Genomic DNA, 19,960 nt, shown 5'->3' with positions numbered 1-19,960 from the left:
AATACCTTACTGTTCAGATTTTCTAGCTAAAATATTTCCTTCAAAATCAAACAATATTACATCAATTGGAACGTTTTCTTCAGAATGTTTTCTCATATGTTTATACGTCTCACCACAAATCAAGTCAAAAAATCCTACAATCTTATTTTCTTGAATAATTTCTGAAACATGTCTTGCTGTATTTGCTTTTTTTATCTCTTGTATTACATTTTGATTAGCGTTGCATTTTTGAGCTAATTCAGCTAGGAAACTCATATTCACTTTAGATCCTTTAACATGAGTTTGTTTTACCCCTGCTGCCATTTTTGCCAGCTTTCCAATAAAACCTACAACATACGCTCTTTTGATATCTTTTCTACCACATTGTTGAATTGCATATCCTGAAAAATCACCTATCTGTACAAAACAATGTACTGGTAAATCTACTATTTTTTTTGCAAAATCTTCACTTCTTCCACCAGTTGTAAGTACTACTGTGTTATTTCCTGCTGCAATAGCTACATCCAAATTTTGTCTAATTGATGCTGCATAAGCTGCTGTAGAAAATGGAATTACAATCCCACTAGTTCCTAAAATTGAAATTCCGTTTATAATTCCTAATCTTGGATTGTCCGTTTTTGGTCCTAACTCTTTTCCTTTAGGTACTGAAATAACTACTCTAATTCCTTTCTCTGAGAGAATTTCTTTTCCTACTTCTCTTAGATTTTCAGTAATCATTTTTTTAGGAACTGGGTTTATTGCAGGTTTGTTAATTTCCAAACCTAATCCTGGTTTAGTTACTATGCCAACTCCATTTCCACCATCAATCTCAATTTCATTAATTTTTTCAGTAAAAGACAACTCTACAATAATTTCTGCTCCATGAGTAACATCAGGATCATCCCCTCCATTTTTAATTACAATACATTTTGCTTTGTCAGACTCAAATTCACATGAATCAATTGGAATTTGAATATAGGATTTTTTTGGTAATAAAATATCTATATTCTCAATTTTTTTTTGATTAATTATTGATAATAATGCAGCTTTTGATGCAGCAGTTGCACAACTTCCTGTAGTATAACCTGTCTTTAATTTTGTCTTTTCTTCTTCCACATTAGTTGTATTCATTTTATGGTATTAACTCTTATTTCTTAATTTTTAAAAATTATTCAAATAGATTTAAAATTAAAACAAACTTGGTTCTATTATGGTTAAACCTCTGAAGATTGTTGTAACTGGAGCTAGTGGATTTATTGCAAAAAACCTTCGAAAATATTTATCAGAAAAAAATCTTGAATTAATTTCAATATCTAGAAATGACTTTAAGAATTATAAATGTGAAACTAAAATTATTTCAAAAAATTATGAAGTAAAAGATCTCATTAAAAAAATACAAAATTCAGATGCATTAATTCATCTTGTTGGAATAGGAAAACAATCTGTAAACACTGATTATGATATGATAAATACTGAATTAACAAAACATATTGTAAATTTAAGTAAAAAATCTAAAATAAAAAAAATTATTTTTTTAAGTGGTTTGGGAGTTTCATCAAGCACATCATTAGGTTACTTTATTTCAAAATATAATGCAGAAAAACAAATTATCAATTCTGGTTTAGATTATACAATTTTTAGACCTTCATATATTATTGGAAAAGATGATTTGTTTTCAAGAAATTTGAAAAAACAAATTAAATCTGGAGAAATTATAATTCCTGGCTCTGGGAACTATTCAATTCAACCTATCCATATCTCTGATGTTGTAAAAGTTATTTTTGAATCAGTATTAGAATTAAAATTTAATAATAAAATTATTGATCTTGTGGGGCCTGATTATGTAACTTTTGAAAAATATGTTAAACTCTTTTCTAAAGGAACTAAAACAAAAATTAGAAAAATTAAACTTGAAGAGGCATATCATAATGCAATAATTAATTCAAAATTTGATTTTGGAATTGATGATCTCAATATTCTAATTGGTAATTTTAAAGGAAATCACAAGAGATTATCTAAAATATCTAAAATTGAATTTAAATCAGTATTGAAATTACTACAATCCAGCAGATTGCTTTAATGTTTCAGATTTATCGGTTTTTTCCCAAGTAAATTCTGGTTCATTTCTTCCAAAATGACCATAAGCAGCAGTTTTTTTGTAAATAGGTCTTTTCAAATCTAATTGAGATATGATTCCAGATGGTTTCATATCGAAATTATTTCTAACTAATTCCTCAATTTTACTTTCAGGAATTTTATTTGTTCCAAATGTATTAACATAAAGTGATACTGGTTCTGCAACCCCTATTGCATACGCTAATTGAACTTCACATCTATCTGCTAATCCTGCAGCTACAAGATTTTTTGCAATATATCTACACATGTAACATGCAGATCTATCTACTTTAGACGGATCCTTTCCTGAGAAAGCTCCACCACCATGTCTTCCAAATCCACCATAACTATCAACAATTATTTTTCTTCCAGTCAATCCTGCATCTCCATGTGGACCACCAATTACAAATTTTCCTGTTGGATTAATGTGAGTTTTAACTTCTTCATTCCAAAGATTTCCTAAAACTGGCTTGATTACTTTATCAATAATTTCTCTTGATATTTCCTCTTGAGAAACTTCTGGAGCATGCTGTGTTGAAATAACGACTGTTTCAATTTTTGTAGGTTTGTTATCTTCATATCTCACAGATACTTGTGATTTACCATCAGGTCTAACCCATGGTAAAGTACCATCTCTTCTAACTTGTGATAATTTTTGAATAAGTTTATGTGCTAGTAAAATTGGCATAGGCATTAATTCTTTAGTTTCATTTGACGCATAACCGAACATCAAACCTTGATCTCCTGCACCTTGTTCTTTTTCTTCAGTTGCTGTAACACCTTGACTGATATCTGGACTTTGTGAATGTAGTTTTAACTCAACTTTACAACTATCACCATCAAACATCAAATCTTTGTTATCATAACCGATCTCTCTGATTGTTTTCCTAACTAATTCTTCTTGAGCTTTTTTATCAAATTCTGCTTTTGATGTAACTTCCCCTGACACTACTACATAATCAGTTGTAACCATTGTTTCAACTGCAACTCTGGAATTAGGATCTTGTTTAAGATATTCATCTAAAAATGCATCAGAAATATTATCACATATTTTGTCTGGATGTCCTTCGGTTACTGATTCAGATGTAAATAGAAAACTATTGGTCATAAAACTTCACTATTAACTAGAGTTCGTTTTCTAGTTTGATAAATAATACGTTATTGCCTCTTACGATAACTCTGCCATAATTTGCAATTGTCTTGCCATCATGAATTTCTTCGGCATCAGTCATAATCAAATTCATATAGGAATCTACGTTGTCCATTTTTCCTTTATACTCAACTTCATTTTTCAGTCTTACAGTAACTTTCTTCTTGGTACTTTTTTGAAGAGTTGTTAGAGGTCTTTTTGCGCTAGTTGGTTGGGACACTAATTGTTCACTTAATTTGCAACTTTGTTCTCTAGCATAAAAGCCTTACCTCTTTTATGAAAATTGAAATTCCTTAAATTTTTTCTTCTATTTCTAATAATTATACAAATGATCTCTACTGGTTTACAAAAATTAGACAAATTCTTGTCAGGGGGAATCCCTGATAATGTGATAGTAGATGTATTTGGTGGAAATGGAACTGGAAAAACTCTTTTCTTGTTACAATTAGCAATAAATTCAATTAAAAATGGTGGCAATGTTCTGTATTTGGATACCACAGGTGGGTTTAGACCTGAACGAATTATTGAAATTCAAAAAGAATTAGAAATAGAGATTAATTTATTGGAAAAAATTACTGTGTCTAGAATTACAAATACTTCAGAACAAATCAAATCCTTTAGTTCTCTTGAACAAAGTAATTTTTCTTTAATAGTAATTGATAATATAACTGATTTATTTTCTTATGAATATCAAAAAGATGAATCTACATTTGAAAAAAATCTACTATTTATGAAATACATGCATGAATTATCAAAATTCGCTATCAGAAAAAAAATCCCAATAATTATTACTAATATGATTAGAATACTAAATGATACTGAGGTAGAAAATATGCAAAATGCAATTGATCCTTACACTCATATCAAAATTCATCTTTTTAAAAATTCATCCAAATTTAATGGTAAAATCTACTGGGCTTTAAAAAAAGAAAATTTCTCTTACACAATTAATAAAATTGGATTATCTGATAATAGTGAAGATTTTTAACGGTCTTTTCTAATGATAAATTATGGCAGGAATTTTTGATTCAATACCAATTATCACTGTAGTTTTATTTGCACTTGGCTTAGTAGGTGTAATTGTTTATGAAAGATCACGATCAAATACGCCAGTCGAATCAACTTCTTAATTCTTTATTTGGAAAATTTGGTTTTTCTAAACTAACTGAGATTCAAAAAAAAGCATCACCTATAATATTACAAAAAAAAGATTGTCTTGTAATTGCACCTACTGGTTCTGGTAAAACAGAATGCTCAGTGATTCCAATTTTTTCACTTGTAAAAAATGTCAAAAAATCTGGAAAAATCAAAACTCTATACATCACTCCACTAAGAGCATTAAATCGTGATGTCTTTAGAAGAATTACAAAATATGCTAATGAAAATCAATTAACACTTGAAATTCGTCATGGTGATACTAGTCAAAAAGATAGAAAAAAAATAACTGAAAATCCACCTGATATTCTAATTACAACTCCTGAAACACTTGTTATTCTTTTAACACAAGTCAAAATGCTCTCTGCATTAACTGATTTAGAATGGATTGTAATAGATGAAGTACATGAATTACTATCTAGTGAAAGAGGTTCGCAACTATCACTAAGTATTGAAAGACTAGAAATTAACTCAAGATATCCTCTTACAAAAGTTGGATTATCTGCTACCGTTGGGAATTTTGAAGAGGCAGGCAAATTTCTTGTAGGTACTAAACGAAAATGTGAGATTATTCGAGATACTTCTGTGAGAAAATATGATGTAGAAGTAAAATATGTTGATGGGACTATTTCAGATGTTGCTCAAAAAATTATCGATTATGTTGTAGAGTTAGAATTAGATTCTCCAATTCTTCTTTTTACAAATACTAGAGGGGAAGCTGAATTTTTAGCATCAATCTTAAAAGAAAAATCATCTTTGCCTATTGAATTACATCATGGATCTCTCTCAAAACAAGTAAGGGAAGAAACTGAACTAACTTTACGTGAAGGAAAACGTGGTATTGTAGTATGTACATCTTCATTAGAATTAGGTCTAGATATTGGATCAATTGAATTGGTAATTCATTATGGTTCTCCTAGACAAGTGTCTAAATTTGTTCAAAGAATTGGTAGAAGTAAACATAATCGAGATGCATCAGCCCAAGGAATAATTATTACAAATAATCCTGATGATGAATTTGAAACAAGAGCTATTCTTGATCGTATTCATGAAGGTTCGATTGAAGAGCAAACAATTCATGAAGGTTCTCTTGACGTTTTAGCTCACCATTTAGTTGGATTATCAATGCAAATTGGTGAAGTTTCAATAGAACAAGCTTTTGATTTAGTAACCAAAGCATACTCGTTCAGAAATTTAAAAATTGAAGATCTACTTGATGTGATAAATTTACTTGATTCAAATTATTTGATATTTTTTGATAGAATAAAAATGACTTATTGGAAAAAAGGCGGTTCTTTCAAATATTATTTTGAGAATCTTTCAACAATACCTGATATTTTGAAATTCAAAGTTTTTGATAGTGTTGGAAAAAAAATTATTGGATCTTTAGATCAAAGATTTGTTGGTGATTTTGGTGATTCAGGAAATATTTTTGTCTTAAAAGGTTCACAATGGAGAATTCTCAATGTAGATGAAAAATCATTCAGTGTAAATGTTGAGCCTTTCAGAGGGGGAGGAATCACTGTGCCATATTGGGAAGGGGAAAGTATTCCAATTGATTATAAGACTGCAAGAAAAGTAGGATCTTTTCGCAGCAAAGTTAAGAATAGAGATATTGTATTGACAAATAAAATAATTGAAAAATTAACTATCGATCCAATTCCAGATCAAAATAACATTGTAATAGAATCTAATCGCTCTCAAGGATCAATAGTAATTCATTCCTGTATGGGCTCAAAAATTAATTCCACACTATCTACAATACTTTCTTCAATGCTATCTACAATGTTGGGCTCAATAGTTGATTCTCGTTCTGATGGATATAGAATTTTTTTGTCTTCTACAGCAAGAATTTCAGAAAAACTCTTCATAGAAATTCTAGAAGATGATTATGATTTACAATCTGTTGTTACTGCATCTTTAACTGGAACACATAATGTAAATTGGCGAACTTGGTGTGTCGCAAAAAAATTTGGGGTTGTTGGTCGTGGTGCAGTATATGAAAGAAAATCTGCTAGATTTTTGTATGAACGATATTCTAAAACAGCACTTGTACATGAAGCGTTACGTGAATTATTTCATGATAAATATGATCTTAAAAATACTGAAAAAATTCTAAAAAAGATCCAAGATGATGAAATTCATGTTACTTGGTTAGAAGTTGATAAATTTTCAAAATTGGCTGAACCTATTTTAGATCATACTGCAAAATATTATGCCTCTCCAGCAAATCTTGATAAAGGAATTATTGATCTTGTTAAAGCTAGACTAGAAAAAACTAAACATCGTTTGATTTGTGCTCGTTGTGGAAAATGGGAACGTGTAATGCAAACCTTTGAGGTAAAAGATTTAATGATTTGTCCTTATTGTAAGGCAAGACAAATCACTGCTACATATTATTCAGATTATGATCTACCTAAAATAATTAGAAAAAAACATGATGGAAAAAAACTTTCTGCAGAAGAAAAACACAAGTTTGTTCGTGCCTGGAAAGTTGCCTCATTAGTTGAAAATTTTGGTAAAACTGCTATTACTGTAATTTCTGGATATGGTGTGGGTGCTGACACTGCTGCAAGAATTTTAAGAAATATGGTTGATGAAGAACATTTGTTTAAACAAATCTATGAAGCAGAAAGACAATATGTTGTGACAAGAGGTTTTTGGGATTCTTAATTCTTTTTTGTAATTTTAGAAAATGGGGTAATGAAAAGTTCTATTCTACCTTCTAGTCCTGGTTTTGCATTTAGTCCTGTAATTGAAATAATTTCTCCCAATTCACATTTATCAATAATTCTTGCTTGATTTCTCCAACCTTTTACCCAAATTTGACCTGTATCATCTTCAACAAACATTTCTGAAAGTGCTATTGATTCACCTGATTTTGTTTGAACTTCGCGTCTTTCAGGAACTTTCAAAACTATTGCTTCAATACAATAACTTGCATCTATTTTGACATCATTAATTTTTGTTCTAAGTTGAGACAATGAAGGAATGGATTCATCATTTTCTAATTTTCTTACAAAAGAATTTTCATCTAATGATATTGAATTTCCATAAACTTTTGATGGCATGCATTCAATGATATCTCCTTCTACACAAATACTAGTTGAGTTTGACGAATCACTAATGTTGAATAAATTCTTTTTATTATCAACAGCTAAAATCATACTTTTACCATTTTCTGTTGGTATTATAGAAAGAACTCTTGTAATTATTGGCTCTGCTTCTTTACCACCTTCAATTTCAATTATTGTAGAATCATTTCCATGAATTTCAAGGCCCTGATTTCCAGATTTTACTCTAACACCAAGTAGTCTTACTTTGGCAGATTGTGAAATCATATTTGGTATGGCAGATTCATCTTTCCCCCATAGAACTACTCTCATTCCATTCCCATCTTTTCCTTTAATTCTCATTCTTAGTGCTTTTCCAGGCATGCCGCGAGAATTTGTAAATTCCATTCCACTAATCACTCCATCAATAGTTCCAGAAATTACTAGATCTTTTTGACCTTCTTTAGATTCACTAACATCTTTTGTAATAGTATCAATAGTTGGAATTTCACTTTTAGTATCTGTAGTTTCTATATTTGATCCAGAACCGATGTTGATTGTTGGAGAGCCATCTAGATCAGATTTTACATAAGCTTTGATTATTTTAATTAAATCTCCTGGTTTTAGATTTTCAAGGCCAGGAAGATTTGCTTTTTCATCCCATAATTTTACACTAGCTGTAGAATTTGTATCGTATACAGTCATTGTTCTAAGATAAAATGGAGAGCCATCCTTTCTAGAAAATTGTTTTGCAGGTGAAAGATTCAAAACTCTTGTCTCTAATGAAATTTCTTTTGCTCCAGCGTATAGATCCTTTAAACTAATTTCAACTTTTTCTGGCTCTGATAATGTAATTCCGTAATCTGATGCAATTAGAAATAATGCTCCCTGATCCGTTAGATAACCTGCACCGATTTTTTCTTTCTTTTGCTTAATTTGTTCTTCAAGATCATTTTTAGTTAATTCTGGCTTTTGTGCAAGTAATTTATCAATAAGATTTTCAAATTCAGACAATTCGTTTTTTGATAAACTTAATCTATTAATAAAAATTTCATTAAGATAAAATTTTATTTTTTTAACAAAATGATCGCTTGAACATATTTTTATTCAATTTCAAAATCATAAAGTTCGTCTATTTTCAAAATCTCTACATGATTTATCATAATTAATTCAAATTTTCTAAAAAATATCTTGATTTACCTCATTAACTAAATTAATAGGAAGATCGCAGTTTTGGTATGTCTTGTATTGATGTTAATCATCTATCAAAATCATATGGCTCAGTTCATGCAGTGGATGATCTAATTCTATCAGTAAAATCAGGTCAAGTTTTTGGATTTTTAGGTCCAAATGGTGCAGGAAAATCCACAACAATTAAGCTTCTTACTACTCTCATTCCACCCTCAAGTGGCTCATTATCCATTTTGGGCATTGATGCTGTAGCAGAACCTCTCAAAATTCGTCATAAAATTGGAGTAGTATTACAACAACCCAGCTATGAACCTACATTATCAGTGGAAAAATCTCTTGAAAAATATGGGATGATGTGGAATGTTCCTAAAACTGAACGTAAAAAAAGAATGGAGCAACTCTTGAATGACTTTGATCTAGTTGAAATTCGTAAAAAAAGAAATGAAGATCTATCTATTGGTCAAAGAAGAAGAGTGCAAGTTGCACGTGAATTTATGCATGATATGGAATTATTATTTTTAGATGAACCTACAGTTGGATTAGATCCAAGTGCTAGACGAAAATTATTAGATTATTTAAAAAATAAAGTTAAAACAGGTTTGACAATTTTTTACACTACACATATTCTATCTGAAGCAGAATATCTGTGTGATCAAATAGCTATTATTGATAAAGGCAAAATTGTCACTGTTAATTCCCCTGATGCATTAAAAAATAGATTTGGAAAAGAAAAAACTATTAAAATTCATTTATTAGAAAAACAACCTGAAATAAGTTCTCTTTTATCTGGTATTGCTGATTGTAAAATTGATTTTGAAACTGGAACAAATATAATTATTCGCTCAGAGCAATCTGAATTAGTATTGTTAAAAGTATTGAAAATACTTAATGATAATAGAATTGATATTGAAGATCTTTCAGCTGTACCCACAAATCTTGAAGAAATCTTTTTGAATATGGTAAAAGAAAATGCATCCAATAATTAGACTTGTAAATAGAAATCTTACGATTTCTCTTAATCCTGGGTTTTTAATTTGGCAAGTAATTTTTCCTTTAATCTATATTTTTGTAGCTGGTTTTGCTTATGCTCCGTTAATTAATGCTGTTCCATTTGGAAATAAAGAACTTGATTATCCTGCATTTTTAGCATCTGGAATGATTGGGTTTAACATAATGAACAGTACACTGATCTCTGGTATCATAATCTGGAATGATAGAAAACATGGAATGTTTGAACAAATTATGTCTGGACCATTTACTAGGAGTCATTACATCCTAAGTAATATTTGCACAATTGGGATTATTGGATTAGTTAGTGCAGGATTAATAGCTGTAGTTGGATATCCTGTATTTTTTGAATCTGTAGAATTTTCATTTGTTACAATTCCAATAATCATTTTTGGTGCTATTACAGGCTCGGTTCTTTTTGGTTCTTTGGCATCAATTATCTCAACTAGATTACGCTCAAGTGAAGGATTTAATGTAATTATTAATACTGTTTTTCTTTTCTTTGCTTTTGTTAGTACTGCATTTTATCCAGCTGATGGGGCTCCAGAACCATTACGTACTGCATTTTATCTAAATCCATTAACATATCTTGTAGATGTAATTAGAGCAGGAATTTTTGGAACAATCGATGAATTTGTAATTATTGAAATGATTATTCTAGTGGCAATTGCATCAACTTTATTTGTTATCGCTTCACGATTACTTACAAAATTAGACTTTTAAAAATAAAAATCATTTGTTAAATTTTTCATATAGTTCATTAATCTTTTTAACAATATCTAAATTGTCATAATCTACTAAATTTAGATTAGGAATAACACAATGTCCTCCAATGATACCTGGAAACATTTTTGGTCTATTACCTAAATTTTCATGAATTTCATCTGCAAATTTCCACATTTCATCAAAATCTACACCTTCTTTTTCACAAATCATTTTTGTAATTTGAGCATAATTGATTAACCACCCATAGTAAGTTGTGTCAACTAAAATTTTTGCTAATTCTGCAGTTTTTGTAGTTGACATCCATTCAATTTTTTTAAATCGTTTTTCTAAATCTATTTTTATTTTAGGTTCAATTTGTTTTTCATCTGAAGAAATAAATTTTGTATATTTTTTAATATCATCTAAAAATCTTCTATGCACACCTCTTACTGGTGAATATAAAATTGGTATTTGAGAATTGTTTTGTATGTTTTTTGTTGTACCAGGTTTTACTGTAGAATGAATTAGAACAACTTTTAATCCTATAATTTTTTTTATCCAATCTACTGTGATGTCTTCAAAATTTGTTAATTCTCCTGGTAGACAAACATGAAGGTATTCTGGATTACTTATTTGATTATTTTCTGAATAATTCTTACATTTTGAACTATCTACATCAATTCCAACACAATCAAAATTTCTTTCTTTTAGTAGATGAAATAGAGTTTCTCCAACTTCCCCCATTCCTAAAATGATATCAGTCATATGCCTAATTTCAGAAAAACTCTCTATGTTATATTCGTGTACAAAACTTGATTATTTTTAAAGAAAGTAGCCCGGCCCAGACTCGAACTGGGGTCAAAGGCTTCAAAGGCCTCTATGCTTGACCGCTACACTACCGGGCTGCTAAATCGAGCACTCTCATTCCCTTAATGAACTTTTTATTTGAATTTGACTCTTAAAAGTAAATTCAACTATTCTTTAATTGTCTTGATCAATTTTTTAATGGGATCTTCCATTTGTTTTCTAATTTTTTGTGCTCTTTTTTGACTCTCATTATTATTTTCAAAATTTTTCTTAATGTAATTTGAAATTTTATTGGGACTTGTTTCTCTTTTCACCAATTTTTTTCTCACCAAGAAATTTTCTATTATGTTTGGAACTGCATTATATGATATTGTCGGGATTCCCATTAATCCAGATTCAGCAGTCATGGTTCCACCAGATCCAATAAAAATATCTGTATTTTCTAACAAATGTTTTCCATCATATGTCATTTTTACAATTTTTACTTTTTTATCAATAATTTTTTGTAAATTTTCAATTTGTTTTGAATATCTGCCCAAAACTACAATATTTTCATTTTCAAACTCTTTTTCTATCTTTTTTATAATTGGAATGATTTTACTAGATTTTGATGTATACGATGCTTCTTCTTCTTCAACTCTAATCAAAATATTCTTTCTATTGTTATTTTTGAATGGTAATTTTGATTTTTTATTTATTTTTCGTTGGATTGTAACAAATGCATCAATTGCTTTGTATTGAATAATATTTTTTTTATCAATTCCATATTTTGAAAATTCCTTTTTAGGTATTGTAAAAGGAATTAATAATTTTTGAATTAATGGTAATGTTAATCGCATTACTGCTTCAGCATGTGGAGAATCACAAAATGCTATGTGTTTAATTCCCAAACCATATGCTATTCTTGCTGCTTCAGGAGAACAAAAACTAATTGCAATATCTGGAGAAAATGTCTTAATTTTTCTTGACAGTTTCTCCATTCTGTCAATACTGGCTTTGAGTTTAGATTCTTTGTCTCCTCCACCGTGTTTCCCAACAAAAATTAGGTCAAAATTACGTATTTTTGCCAATTTTGAAACTTCCTCATAATCTCTTGAAGTACACAAAAGATCGTGTTTTTCCACTAATTTTTTAACTATTGGTTCAGAAAACAATAATTGTTTTGGTGTAAGAATATCTATCCAAATTTTCAAGTGATTTCTCTAATTATGGTAAGTTCAATAAGTTTTTCTTAGTCCAATACTAGCTCTAATGTATGGGGGGAGCAAAAGTTGTTGTTTATGGTCTTAGTACAGAAGGATATGCAATTGCATCTCAAATGGCAATAAAGGGTGCTGATGTTTACATAATTGATGAATCAACTCCGTCAGCAATTTCACTAAAAGCTGAAATTGCAAAAACATATCCAAATGTATCTTCTCTCAAAGAAGATGAACCTCTATTAGCTATGGAACCAATTGATGTAGCAATTTCAAAAGCACAATATCTTTTCTTTACGCCAAGAATTAGAAAAACTGGTCAAGATATTAAAACTGAAATTCATTCCAAATTTAAGGATGCAGTTGCATCAATGAAAAAAAATAGCTCAGTAATTTTTACACTTCCAACAGGATTTGGAGGTAACAATGAAAATATTTCATTACTTGAACATGTAACAGGTCTTGAGACTGGAAAACATATTTCATATTTTTACTACCCTCTTGAAGATCTTAAAGAACAACCTAAAATTATTGGGTCCTTTAATGGAAAAGAAGATCCAATTTTAGCTGAATTACTTACAGTAGGTAAAAAAGAGAAAAAGTTTGTAGCCATTTCATCATCTGAGCATTTTCATGCAATTGATGTTTTATCCAGATTTTCTAGTCTATGCAGCGTTTTAGAAGTTTGTAAATATGCTCAAGATGATATTACCAAAAATGATCTTTCTTCAGATGATTTTCAGGAAATATTTTTAGACAATATGGTTAGTGGATTATTTGATTTAAAATCTCTAGGCTCATCCTTTGAAGGTGCAAATTCTCTCATGTATCTAATTAATGGAAGTGTTAAAGGAATTGATGGATACATCAAGCGTTTAATTGATGAGATACGTTCAACATTAAAGAAAAATGATCTAAAAGCAAGTAGAACAAAGATTGCATTGTCTTGGACACTTGATCAACATGCAATGCGTGGAGATAAAATTGAGATGCTTCAAAATCTAACATCTAGATTACGTGATTATATTGGTGATGTTGAAGCTTACGAAGATCCAAACTTTGATCTTTTTCATAGTGATAAAACAACAATAGTTGTAGCTTGTTCAAAATCTGATTTTGATAATATTGAAAAAACAAAACAGGATTCTGATTTAATTATTGTAAAAGCCAATCCTTTATGTGAAACAATCAATAATAGTATAAATTAGCTAAATTACTATTTTCATTGAATTGTCCAATGAATCTAATTCTGATGAAATACCAGTTAATGTAGTATCTGAAAATGAAGATGAAAATAATTCTTCTAAGATCGAATCAAATTCTTTAGAATCACATATTGATGAATTGACTACACAATTAGAATTAGAACAAAAAAGATCATCTGAATATGAAGAAAAATTCAAACTTGTATTGGCTGACTTTCAAAACCTAAGTAGAAAAACACAAACTGATATAGAAAATGGAGTAAATTCAAAAATTAATGAATTTGCATTAGATTTTTTACAAATTTATGATGATTTTGTTAGAGCAAAAGAAGTTTTTTCTGAAAGTAAAGTTAATTCTGATGGTCTTGATTCTATTTTAAAAAATATGGATTCATTATTACAAAAATACAATATTAAGCAAATTGATGCATTAGGGGAAATTTTTGATCCAAATTTCCATGAGGCAATATCGATAATTACAGATCCTACTTTAGATGATAATACAATTACAAAAGAGCTCAGGAAAGGATATATTTCTCATGAGAGAGTTATAAGACCGACACTAGTAGAAATTTCAAAAAAAGGATGATGATAAAATATGGTTAAAATAATTGGTATTGATTTAGGAACAAGTAACTCTGCAGCAGCAGTTGTAATGGGTGGAAAACCCACGATTATTCCTGCAGCAGAAGGTTCCACAGTAGGTGGTAAAGCATTCCCATCAGTAGTAGCATTTTCAAAAGATGGAGATCTTTTGGTTGGTGAACCAGCACGCAGGCAAGCAGTTACCAATCCTGATAGTACAATAGTTGCTGCCAAAAGAAAAATGGGTTCAGATCATATGTTTAAAATTTTAGATAAAGAATACAAACCACAACAAATTTCTGCATTCATTCTTCAAAAAATTAAAAAAGATGCTGAAGCATTTATTGGTGAACCAGTTAGTAAAGCAGTCATTACTGTTCCTGCTTACTTTGATGATAATCAACGACAGGCTACTAAAGATGCTGGAACAATTGCTGGTCTTGATGTTGTTAGAATAATAAATGAACCAACTGCTGCATCTTTAGCATTTGGCTTAGATAAAACAAAAGAAGATATGAAAATCCTTGTCTTTGATTTTGGTGGTGGTACATTAGATGTTACTATAATGGAAATGGGTGGAGGTGTTTTTGAAGTTCTTAGTACATCTGGTGATACACAGCTAGGTGGTACAGATATGGATAAAGTCCTAATTGATTTCATTATTGATGAATTTAAGAAAAAGGAAGGTGTTGATCTTTCTCAAGATTCAACTGCAATGACAAGAATTAGAGAAGCTTCTGAAAAAGCTAAAATTGAATTATCTACTGTAATGGAAACCGATGTTAATTTACCATTTATTGCACATGATCCTTCATCTGGTGCAAAAAATTTAGAATTAAGAATCACTAGAGCGAAATTAGATGAATTGATTGGTCCTATTGTTGAGCGATGTAAACCATCTGTACTTAAAGCACTTGAGGATGCAAAACTTTCCAATTCTGATATTAATAAAATTGTGATGGTTGGTGGACCAACAAGAATTCCACTAGTGAAAAAATTTGTTAGTGAATTAGTTGGTCAAGAATCTGAATCAGGAGTAGATCCAATGGAAGCAGTAGCGATGGGCGCAGCAATTCAGGCTGGAATTATTGCTGGAGATGTAAGTAGTGATATTGTTTTACTTGATGTAACTCCGTTAACATTAGGAATTGAAACATTAGGTGGTGTTAGAGAACCATTAATTGAAAGAAATACTACTATTCCTACATCAAAGAGTAAAGTATTCACAACTGCAGCTGATAATCAAACAGCAGTTACAATCCATGTTGTTCAAGGTGAACGACCTATGGCAACTGATAACGTATCATTAGGAAGTTTTAATCTTACTGATTTACCGCCAGCTCCTAGAGGAATTCCTCAAATTGAAGTTAAATTTGATATTGATGCAAATGGAATAATCAATGTTACAGCAAAAGATCTGGGAACTCAAAAAGAAGCAAAAATTACAATTGAATCTACATCAAAACTTTCTAAAGATGAAATTGAAAAATTAAAAGAAGATGCAGAAAAATTCTCTGATGAAGATAAACTAAAGAAAGAGAAAATTGATTTAAGGAATGAAGCAGAAAGTTACATTTACACTGTAGAAAAACTAGTAAATCATGATCTTAAAGATAAAATTTCACAAGAACAAGGAATTAAAATCAGTGACGCTGTTAAGGAAGTTAAAGAAGTTTTAGATAAAGAACCAGATGAATTAAAACCCAAACTTGAAGCATTACAAACATTGGTAAATGAAGTTACAACAGAACTTTACAAAAATGCATCACCACCACCTGGTGCAGAAGGACAACCTGGTGCAGAAGGACAACCTGGTGCAGAAGGACAACCTGGTGCAGAAGGACAACCTGGTGCAGAAGGACAAACTAATGAATCATCTTCAACTGATGAATCAAAAACTAGTTAGTTTTCTAATTCAATCATTTATACTGTAATTATGATAAAGGAATGATTCATGGCTGCAAAACGTGATTATTATGAGGTTCTAGGTGTCTCAAAATCATCCTCACCTGATGAAGTTAAACAACAGTTTAGAAAATTAGCATTAAAATTTCACCCTGATAGAAACAAATCTTCAGAAGCTGGGGAACATTTTAAAGAAATTTCTGAAGCATATGGAGTTCTTTCAGATCCTGAAAAAAAACAAATCTATGATCAACACGGGCATGCTGGTGTAGATGGAAAATATTCTAGTGAAGATATTTTTCAAGGGGCACAAGGAGGAGGTTTTGATTCTATTTTTGAATCTATTTTTGGTCGTGGAGGTGGAGGATTTGGTTTTAATCAACAACAGCAACAAGGTTCTGATCTTCTCTATGAGACTCATGTGACATTAGAAGAAGTATTACATGGTAAAAAAATGGAAATTAATTTACAAAAACAGGTTCAATGTGATATTTGCAATGGCTCTGGTGCAAAGCCAGGTACAAACAAGAAAACATGTGGAACATGTAATGGTCAAGGACAAGTAAGACAAACTCGTAACATGGGATTTGCTTCATTTGTTACTGCTGCACCATGCTCTGCTTGTAGAGGTCAGGGATCTATAATCGAAACACCTTGCAATGAATGTAAAGGACAAGGAAGGAAAAAAGGTTCAAAAACTGTAACCTTTGATATTCCTCCTGGAATTGATTCAGGAGATTATACTGTATCTGGAGAAGGAAATGAAATTCCAGATGGTGTAAATGGAGATTTAATTGTTAGAATACGAGTACAACCACATTCAAAATTTAATCGAGATGGAAAAGATATTTTTTACGATCATGATCTTTCTATGATTGACGCTGCTTTAGGTTGTGAAATTACTGTTCCAACTTTGGAGGGAACAGAAAAAATTAAGGTTGATGCAGGTAGTCAACCAAATACAATTATCAAATTAAAAGGGAAAGGGGTGACCCATATCAATTATAGAGGAAAAGGAGATCAATTTGTAAGAATTGTGGTAAATGTTCCTAAAAAACTCAATAAACATCAAAAAAATCTTTTAGATGAATTTAGAAAAACTAGTGATTAATGAATAATATGAAAATTGCATTAGATGTTGATGGTGTACTTGCAGATGTTATAATTTCTTGGTTAAATTATAGTAATTCTATTAGACCAGAAATTGCTAAACATCAGATAACTAGTTGGGAATTTTGGAATGAATTTAATATCGATCGTTATGATTTTTACACTGAGCTTAGCTCTTGTTGGAAAAATTGGCCTTCAATTCCTACCACTGAAAAAAATTTATCATCTATAACAAAATCTCTCACTGAACTTGGTCAAGTAGATATTGTTACTGCAAGGGAACGTTCAACTAATTCATTTGTAAAATCTTGGTTGGATCATCATAATATTGCATATGATAATTATATATCAGTAATTGATGGTCCAATGAAGGCTGATTTAGATTATGATGTCTTTATTGATGATTCTCCATTAAATGCAGAAAAATTTCTTACAAATAAGAAAAAAGTAATTCTTTATTCACAACCATGGAACCAAAATTTTTCTGAAAATAATATTAACAGAGTTTCAAATCTTTCAGAAGCAATTAAAAAAATAAAATCCTTTTAATTTTTCTCAAATTTCCTAATGTTAACTTGATGACCATTTCTAATGTGTGTAGAATGTGTTGTATTTACTAATTCACCAATTTTGTCTTCACTATAGAATTTAGTATTGTAACGCCCCAAAACTTTCTTACAATTAGAACAATATACTTCACTGAATTCCATTTTATTTCTTGATTATTCTGATATGGTTGCTTCATAGTATAATAAAGAAACTTATTCTAGATCTCAAATTTTTCCAATGCGGGAGTCACCCAGCCTGGTCAACGGTGTAAGGTTCAGATCCTTATCTTCTAGGAGTTCGTGGGTTCAAATCCCACTTCCCGCATTTACTGATTAATTTTTTCTAATTTAGCCTTGATATTTTTTAAAAGTAGTGTGTTGATTATTTCACCAGATGCTTTTCCTCTTAATTCCTTCATGACAATTCCCATCAAAGGTCCAACTGCTCTCTCTTTTTGATTATTGATAATTTCTTGATTTTTATTTACTATATCTACAATAATTTTTTCTATTTCTTCTTCATTTATGGATTCAATTGATGCATTTTTCATTGCTTCTTCTGTGTTATTTGATTTTCCAGACATTATACTTTCAAATATTATTTCAACTGATTCTTTAGCAATTTTATCATTTTCTAATAAACCGAACAATTTGAAAATTTCATCATTTTTTAATAAATTAGAATTTAATCCACTTCTTTCTAAATTTGTAATTGTTGAACAAAGAATTGATGCAACAAATGTAGGATTAGTTTTAATTTTTTGAATAATTTCTTCAAATAATCCAATATAACGTGAATCAAAAATTTGTTCTGCTAATTGTGGATTAAGTTTGTATTTTGTTTCTAATTCTTTGATAGAATCATCCCAAGATTTTGGAATATTATTTTGAGCATCTGATAATTCTTCGTTTGTAATAATTATTGGGGGGATATCTGTTTCTGGATACATTCTTGCAGCTCCTGGTCTTGGTCTAAGAAATTTTGTTTCACCTGATTGAGTAGCTAATCTTGTATCTATTGGTATTCCATGATTTTTGATATACTTAATTTTTAAAATTATTTGATCAATTATGGTAAGAATTTTTTCCTCAGGAGATGCTAAAATCAAAAAAGCATCATTTTCATTAATTCCAGAAAATTTCTTTAATTTTTCTAAATCTGTTTCTTCTATTCCGTAGTTTGGTAATTCATCTGAATGAAAAACTCCTCCAATTCCAAAAAATCTGACTAATTCTGCTACTTCTTTACCTAATCTTATGCCTTCATAAGGAGAATATCCAAAAATTCCGGCCATGTTTCTAAATGTAATTGCCATTATTTTCTGATTTTTCTTTAATGCTGTTTGAATAATTTTTGATTTACACTCTAAAAATAATTCTGTAATATCTTTTCTATCTTCCTTATCATAAATCCAATTTTTTTCTTGGATTTTCTTTGAAATTTTTAATAAACCATGTTGTCTTTTTGCTTCATATTCTACAACCTTTTCTAATTGATCTAATTGTTGTACACCTTTTACTTCAATTACAACTCCATCCCCATCTTTTATTGATACGTTAACATCTTGTCTTATTGAGCCTAATCCTCTTTTTACTTTCTTTGTACTCCTCAAAATTCTTCCTAATGACAGTGCAATTTTTTTAATCTCGGTTAATTCAACTTCAAAAGGATCTGTTGCGATTTCAACTAAAGGAACCCCTAAACGTTCTAAACCAAATTTTCTTACAGAACCTTCATCTCCCAAATTTTTAGCAGCATCTTCTTCTAAACAAATTGACTGAACTCCTATTTTTATTTCTCCTGTATCAAAAAATCCCCCCTGGGAAATCAACATAGTACGTTGAAATCCGGTCGTATTAGAACCATCAATTACTGTTTTTCTCATTGGATAAATTTCACTGAAAATATTTGATTTTAAAGCAGAAGAAATAATCAATGCAATTTTTTTAGCATCTTCATCTAATTCATGCGGTGGCTCTTCATCCTGTTCAACTAAACAACTACTTTCATCATTTGCATAATACATAATAGTTTTTGATTTTGTACTTTCAAATAATGCTGCAGGATCAAATTCACCCAATTCACTTTTAGATGCACGTAATTTTCTTTGAAATTTAATTGAATATTCATTAGATTCTATTGGATTGCAATTACAAAATAATTTCTTGTTTGTTGCTAACTGCTGATGAATTTCTAATCCAACTTTTACACCTACATCTTTTATTGAAAATTCTTCCATATTGA

The 19,960-nt window shown here is 30.0% G+C and carries 17 protein-coding genes and 2 tRNA genes; 11 read left to right on the top strand and 8 right to left on the bottom strand.

The window, feature by feature from the left end:
• Positions 1-6: 6 nt before the first annotated feature.
• The gene (locus ACW9W4_RS02305; protein WP_457760908.1) at positions 7-1,110 is read right to left on the bottom strand and encodes a cobalt-precorrin-5B (C(1))-methyltransferase; all 1,104 of its coding nucleotides are present in this window, start codon (positions 1,108-1,110) and stop codon (positions 7-9) included.
• 79 nt (positions 1,111-1,189) lie between these two features.
• On the opposite strand from ACW9W4_RS02305, the gene ACW9W4_RS02300 reads away from it, so the two are divergent.
• Positions 1,190-2,059, top strand: a complete 870-nt coding sequence (locus ACW9W4_RS02300) for an SDR family oxidoreductase (RefSeq protein ID WP_457760907.1) — start codon at positions 1,190-1,192, stop codon at positions 2,057-2,059.
• Here the strand turns inward: ACW9W4_RS02300 and metK are convergent.
• Positions 2,036-3,202, bottom strand: coding sequence for a methionine adenosyltransferase (gene metK / locus ACW9W4_RS02295; RefSeq protein WP_457760906.1), 1,167 nt, complete (start codon positions 3,200-3,202; stop codon positions 2,036-2,038). The genes ACW9W4_RS02300 and metK overlap by 24 nt on opposite strands.
• Positions 3,203-3,218: 16 nt before the next feature.
• Positions 3,219-3,464, bottom strand: coding sequence for a U6 snRNA-associated Sm-like protein LSm6 (locus ACW9W4_RS02290; RefSeq protein ID WP_179362835.1), 246 nt, complete (start codon positions 3,462-3,464; stop codon positions 3,219-3,221).
• 108 nt (positions 3,465-3,572) lie between these two features.
• Here ACW9W4_RS02290 and ACW9W4_RS02285 point away from each other — a divergent pair, with 108 nt between their 5' ends.
• Both ACW9W4_RS02285 and ACW9W4_RS02280 read left to right on the top strand, forming a co-directional pair.
• Complete coding sequence (locus ACW9W4_RS02285) at positions 3,573-4,232, top strand: ATPase domain-containing protein (RefSeq protein WP_457760905.1); 660 nt, start codon at positions 3,573-3,575, stop codon at positions 4,230-4,232.
• A 98-nt stretch (positions 4,233-4,330) separates the two neighbouring features.
• Positions 4,331-7,072, top strand: coding sequence for a DEAD/DEAH box helicase (locus tag ACW9W4_RS02280; protein WP_457760904.1), 2,742 nt, complete (start codon positions 4,331-4,333; stop codon positions 7,070-7,072).
• On the opposite strand, the gene ACW9W4_RS02275 is transcribed toward ACW9W4_RS02280, so the two are convergent.
• Positions 7,069-8,466, bottom strand: a complete 1,398-nt coding sequence (locus ACW9W4_RS02275; protein WP_457760903.1) for a single-stranded DNA-binding protein — start codon at positions 8,464-8,466, stop codon at positions 7,069-7,071. The genes ACW9W4_RS02280 and ACW9W4_RS02275 overlap by 4 nt on opposite strands.
• Positions 8,467-8,690: 224 nt before the next feature.
• Here ACW9W4_RS02275 and ACW9W4_RS02270 point away from each other — a divergent pair, with 224 nt between their 5' ends.
• Together ACW9W4_RS02270 and ACW9W4_RS02265 are read left to right on the top strand one after the other, a co-directional pair.
• Positions 8,691-9,629 carry an ABC transporter ATP-binding protein gene (locus ACW9W4_RS02270; protein ID WP_457760902.1) on the top strand — a complete coding sequence of 313 codons (939 nt, stop codon included), beginning with the start codon at positions 8,691-8,693 and terminating at the stop codon, positions 9,627-9,629.
• Positions 9,613-10,374 carry an ABC transporter permease gene (locus ACW9W4_RS02265; RefSeq protein ID WP_457760901.1) on the top strand — a complete coding sequence of 254 codons (762 nt, stop codon included), beginning with the start codon at positions 9,613-9,615 and terminating at the stop codon, positions 10,372-10,374. Before ACW9W4_RS02270 ends, ACW9W4_RS02265 begins: the two co-directional genes overlap by 17 nt.
• A 9-nt stretch (positions 10,375-10,383) precedes the next feature.
• Here the strand turns inward: ACW9W4_RS02265 and ACW9W4_RS02260 are convergent, their stop codons facing one another.
• The 3 genes from ACW9W4_RS02260 to ACW9W4_RS02250 form a co-directional block, all read right to left on the bottom strand.
• Positions 10,384-11,121 carry a GDP-mannose dehydrogenase gene (locus ACW9W4_RS02260; protein ID WP_457760900.1) on the bottom strand — a complete coding sequence of 246 codons (738 nt, stop codon included), beginning with the start codon at positions 11,119-11,121 and terminating at the stop codon, positions 10,384-10,386.
• A gap of 67 nt (positions 11,122-11,188) precedes the next feature.
• A tRNA-Gln gene (locus ACW9W4_RS02255) sits at positions 11,189-11,261 on the bottom strand.
• Positions 11,262-11,330: 69 nt separating this feature from the next.
• The gene (locus ACW9W4_RS02250; protein WP_457760899.1) at positions 11,331-12,356 is read right to left on the bottom strand and encodes a DUF354 domain-containing protein; all 1,026 of its coding nucleotides are present in this window, start codon (positions 12,354-12,356) and stop codon (positions 11,331-11,333) included.
• A gap of 62 nt (positions 12,357-12,418) precedes the next feature.
• On the opposite strand from ACW9W4_RS02250, the gene ACW9W4_RS02245 reads away from it, so the two are divergent.
• The 6 genes from ACW9W4_RS02245 (at position 12,419) to ACW9W4_RS02220 (ending at position 18,040) form a co-directional block, all read left to right on the top strand.
• Complete coding sequence (locus ACW9W4_RS02245; protein ID WP_457760898.1) at positions 12,419-13,570, top strand: hypothetical protein; 1,152 nt, start codon at positions 12,419-12,421, stop codon at positions 13,568-13,570.
• 22 nt (positions 13,571-13,592) lie between these two features.
• Positions 13,593-14,156, top strand: coding sequence for a nucleotide exchange factor GrpE (locus tag ACW9W4_RS02240; protein ID WP_457760897.1), 564 nt, complete (start codon positions 13,593-13,595; stop codon positions 14,154-14,156).
• Positions 14,157-14,165: 9 nt separating this feature from the next.
• Positions 14,166-16,058, top strand: coding sequence for a molecular chaperone DnaK (gene dnaK, locus ACW9W4_RS02235; RefSeq protein ID WP_457760896.1), 1,893 nt, complete (start codon positions 14,166-14,168; stop codon positions 16,056-16,058).
• A 48-nt stretch (positions 16,059-16,106) separates the two neighbouring features.
• Positions 16,107-17,168 (top strand): molecular chaperone DnaJ, encoded by a 1,062-nt coding sequence (gene dnaJ / locus ACW9W4_RS02230; protein WP_457760895.1) that lies wholly within the window; start codon positions 16,107-16,109, stop codon positions 17,166-17,168.
• An 8-nt stretch (positions 17,169-17,176) separates the two neighbouring features.
• Positions 17,177-17,716, top strand: coding sequence for a 5' nucleotidase, NT5C type (locus ACW9W4_RS02225; protein ID WP_457760975.1), 540 nt, complete (start codon positions 17,177-17,179; stop codon positions 17,714-17,716).
• 239 nt (positions 17,717-17,955) lie between these two features.
• Positions 17,956-18,040, top strand: a tRNA-Leu gene (locus ACW9W4_RS02220).
• A 1-nt stretch (position 18,041) separates the two neighbouring features.
• Here ACW9W4_RS02220 and gatE read toward each other — a convergent pair.
• Positions 18,042-19,955 (bottom strand): Glu-tRNA(Gln) amidotransferase subunit GatE, encoded by a 1,914-nt coding sequence (gene gatE, locus ACW9W4_RS02215; RefSeq protein WP_457760894.1) that lies wholly within the window; start codon positions 19,953-19,955, stop codon positions 18,042-18,044.
• Between the last annotated feature and the right edge of the window lie 5 nt (positions 19,956-19,960).

The sequence above is a fragment of the Candidatus Nitrosopumilus sp. bin_7KS genome, from assembly GCF_054095835.1.
The sequence above is the reverse complement of the archived record's forward strand: the minus strand, read 5'-3'. Positions and strand labels throughout refer to the sequence as shown.

Excerpts from the sequence above, each read along its gene's own strand:
- ACW9W4_RS02300 (WP_457760907.1), top strand. The coding sequence starts at position 1,190 with ATGGTTAAACCTCTGAAGATTGTTGTAACTGGAGCTAGTGGATTTATT.
- ACW9W4_RS02265 (WP_457760901.1), top strand. The coding sequence starts at position 9,613 with ATGCATCCAATAATTAGACTTGTAAATAGAAATCTTACGATTTCTCTT.
- ACW9W4_RS02225 (WP_457760975.1), top strand. The coding sequence starts at position 17,177 with ATGAAAATTGCATTAGATGTTGATGGTGTACTTGCAGATGTTATAATT.
- ACW9W4_RS02245 (WP_457760898.1), top strand. The coding sequence starts at position 12,419 with ATGGGGGGAGCAAAAGTTGTTGTTTATGGTCTTAGTACAGAAGGATAT.
- ACW9W4_RS02305 (WP_457760908.1), bottom strand. The coding sequence starts at position 1,110 with ATGAATACAACTAATGTGGAAGAAGAAAAGACAAAATTAAAGACAGGT.
- ACW9W4_RS02280 (WP_457760904.1), top strand. The coding sequence starts at position 4,331 with ATGAAAGATCACGATCAAATACGCCAGTCGAATCAACTTCTTAATTCT.
- ACW9W4_RS02285 (WP_457760905.1), top strand. The coding sequence starts at position 3,573 with ATGATCTCTACTGGTTTACAAAAATTAGACAAATTCTTGTCAGGGGGA.
- dnaJ (WP_457760895.1), top strand. The coding sequence starts at position 16,107 with ATGGCTGCAAAACGTGATTATTATGAGGTTCTAGGTGTCTCAAAATCA.
- ACW9W4_RS02270 (WP_457760902.1), top strand. The coding sequence starts at position 8,691 with ATGTCTTGTATTGATGTTAATCATCTATCAAAATCATATGGCTCAGTT.
- ACW9W4_RS02260 (WP_457760900.1), bottom strand. The coding sequence starts at position 11,121 with ATGACTGATATCATTTTAGGAATGGGGGAAGTTGGAGAAACTCTATTT.
- gatE (WP_457760894.1), bottom strand. The coding sequence starts at position 19,955 with ATGGAAGAATTTTCAATAAAAGATGTAGGTGTAAAAGTTGGATTAGAA.
- metK (WP_457760906.1), bottom strand. The coding sequence starts at position 3,202 with ATGACCAATAGTTTTCTATTTACATCTGAATCAGTAACCGAAGGACAT.
- dnaK (WP_457760896.1), top strand. The coding sequence starts at position 14,166 with ATGGTTAAAATAATTGGTATTGATTTAGGAACAAGTAACTCTGCAGCA.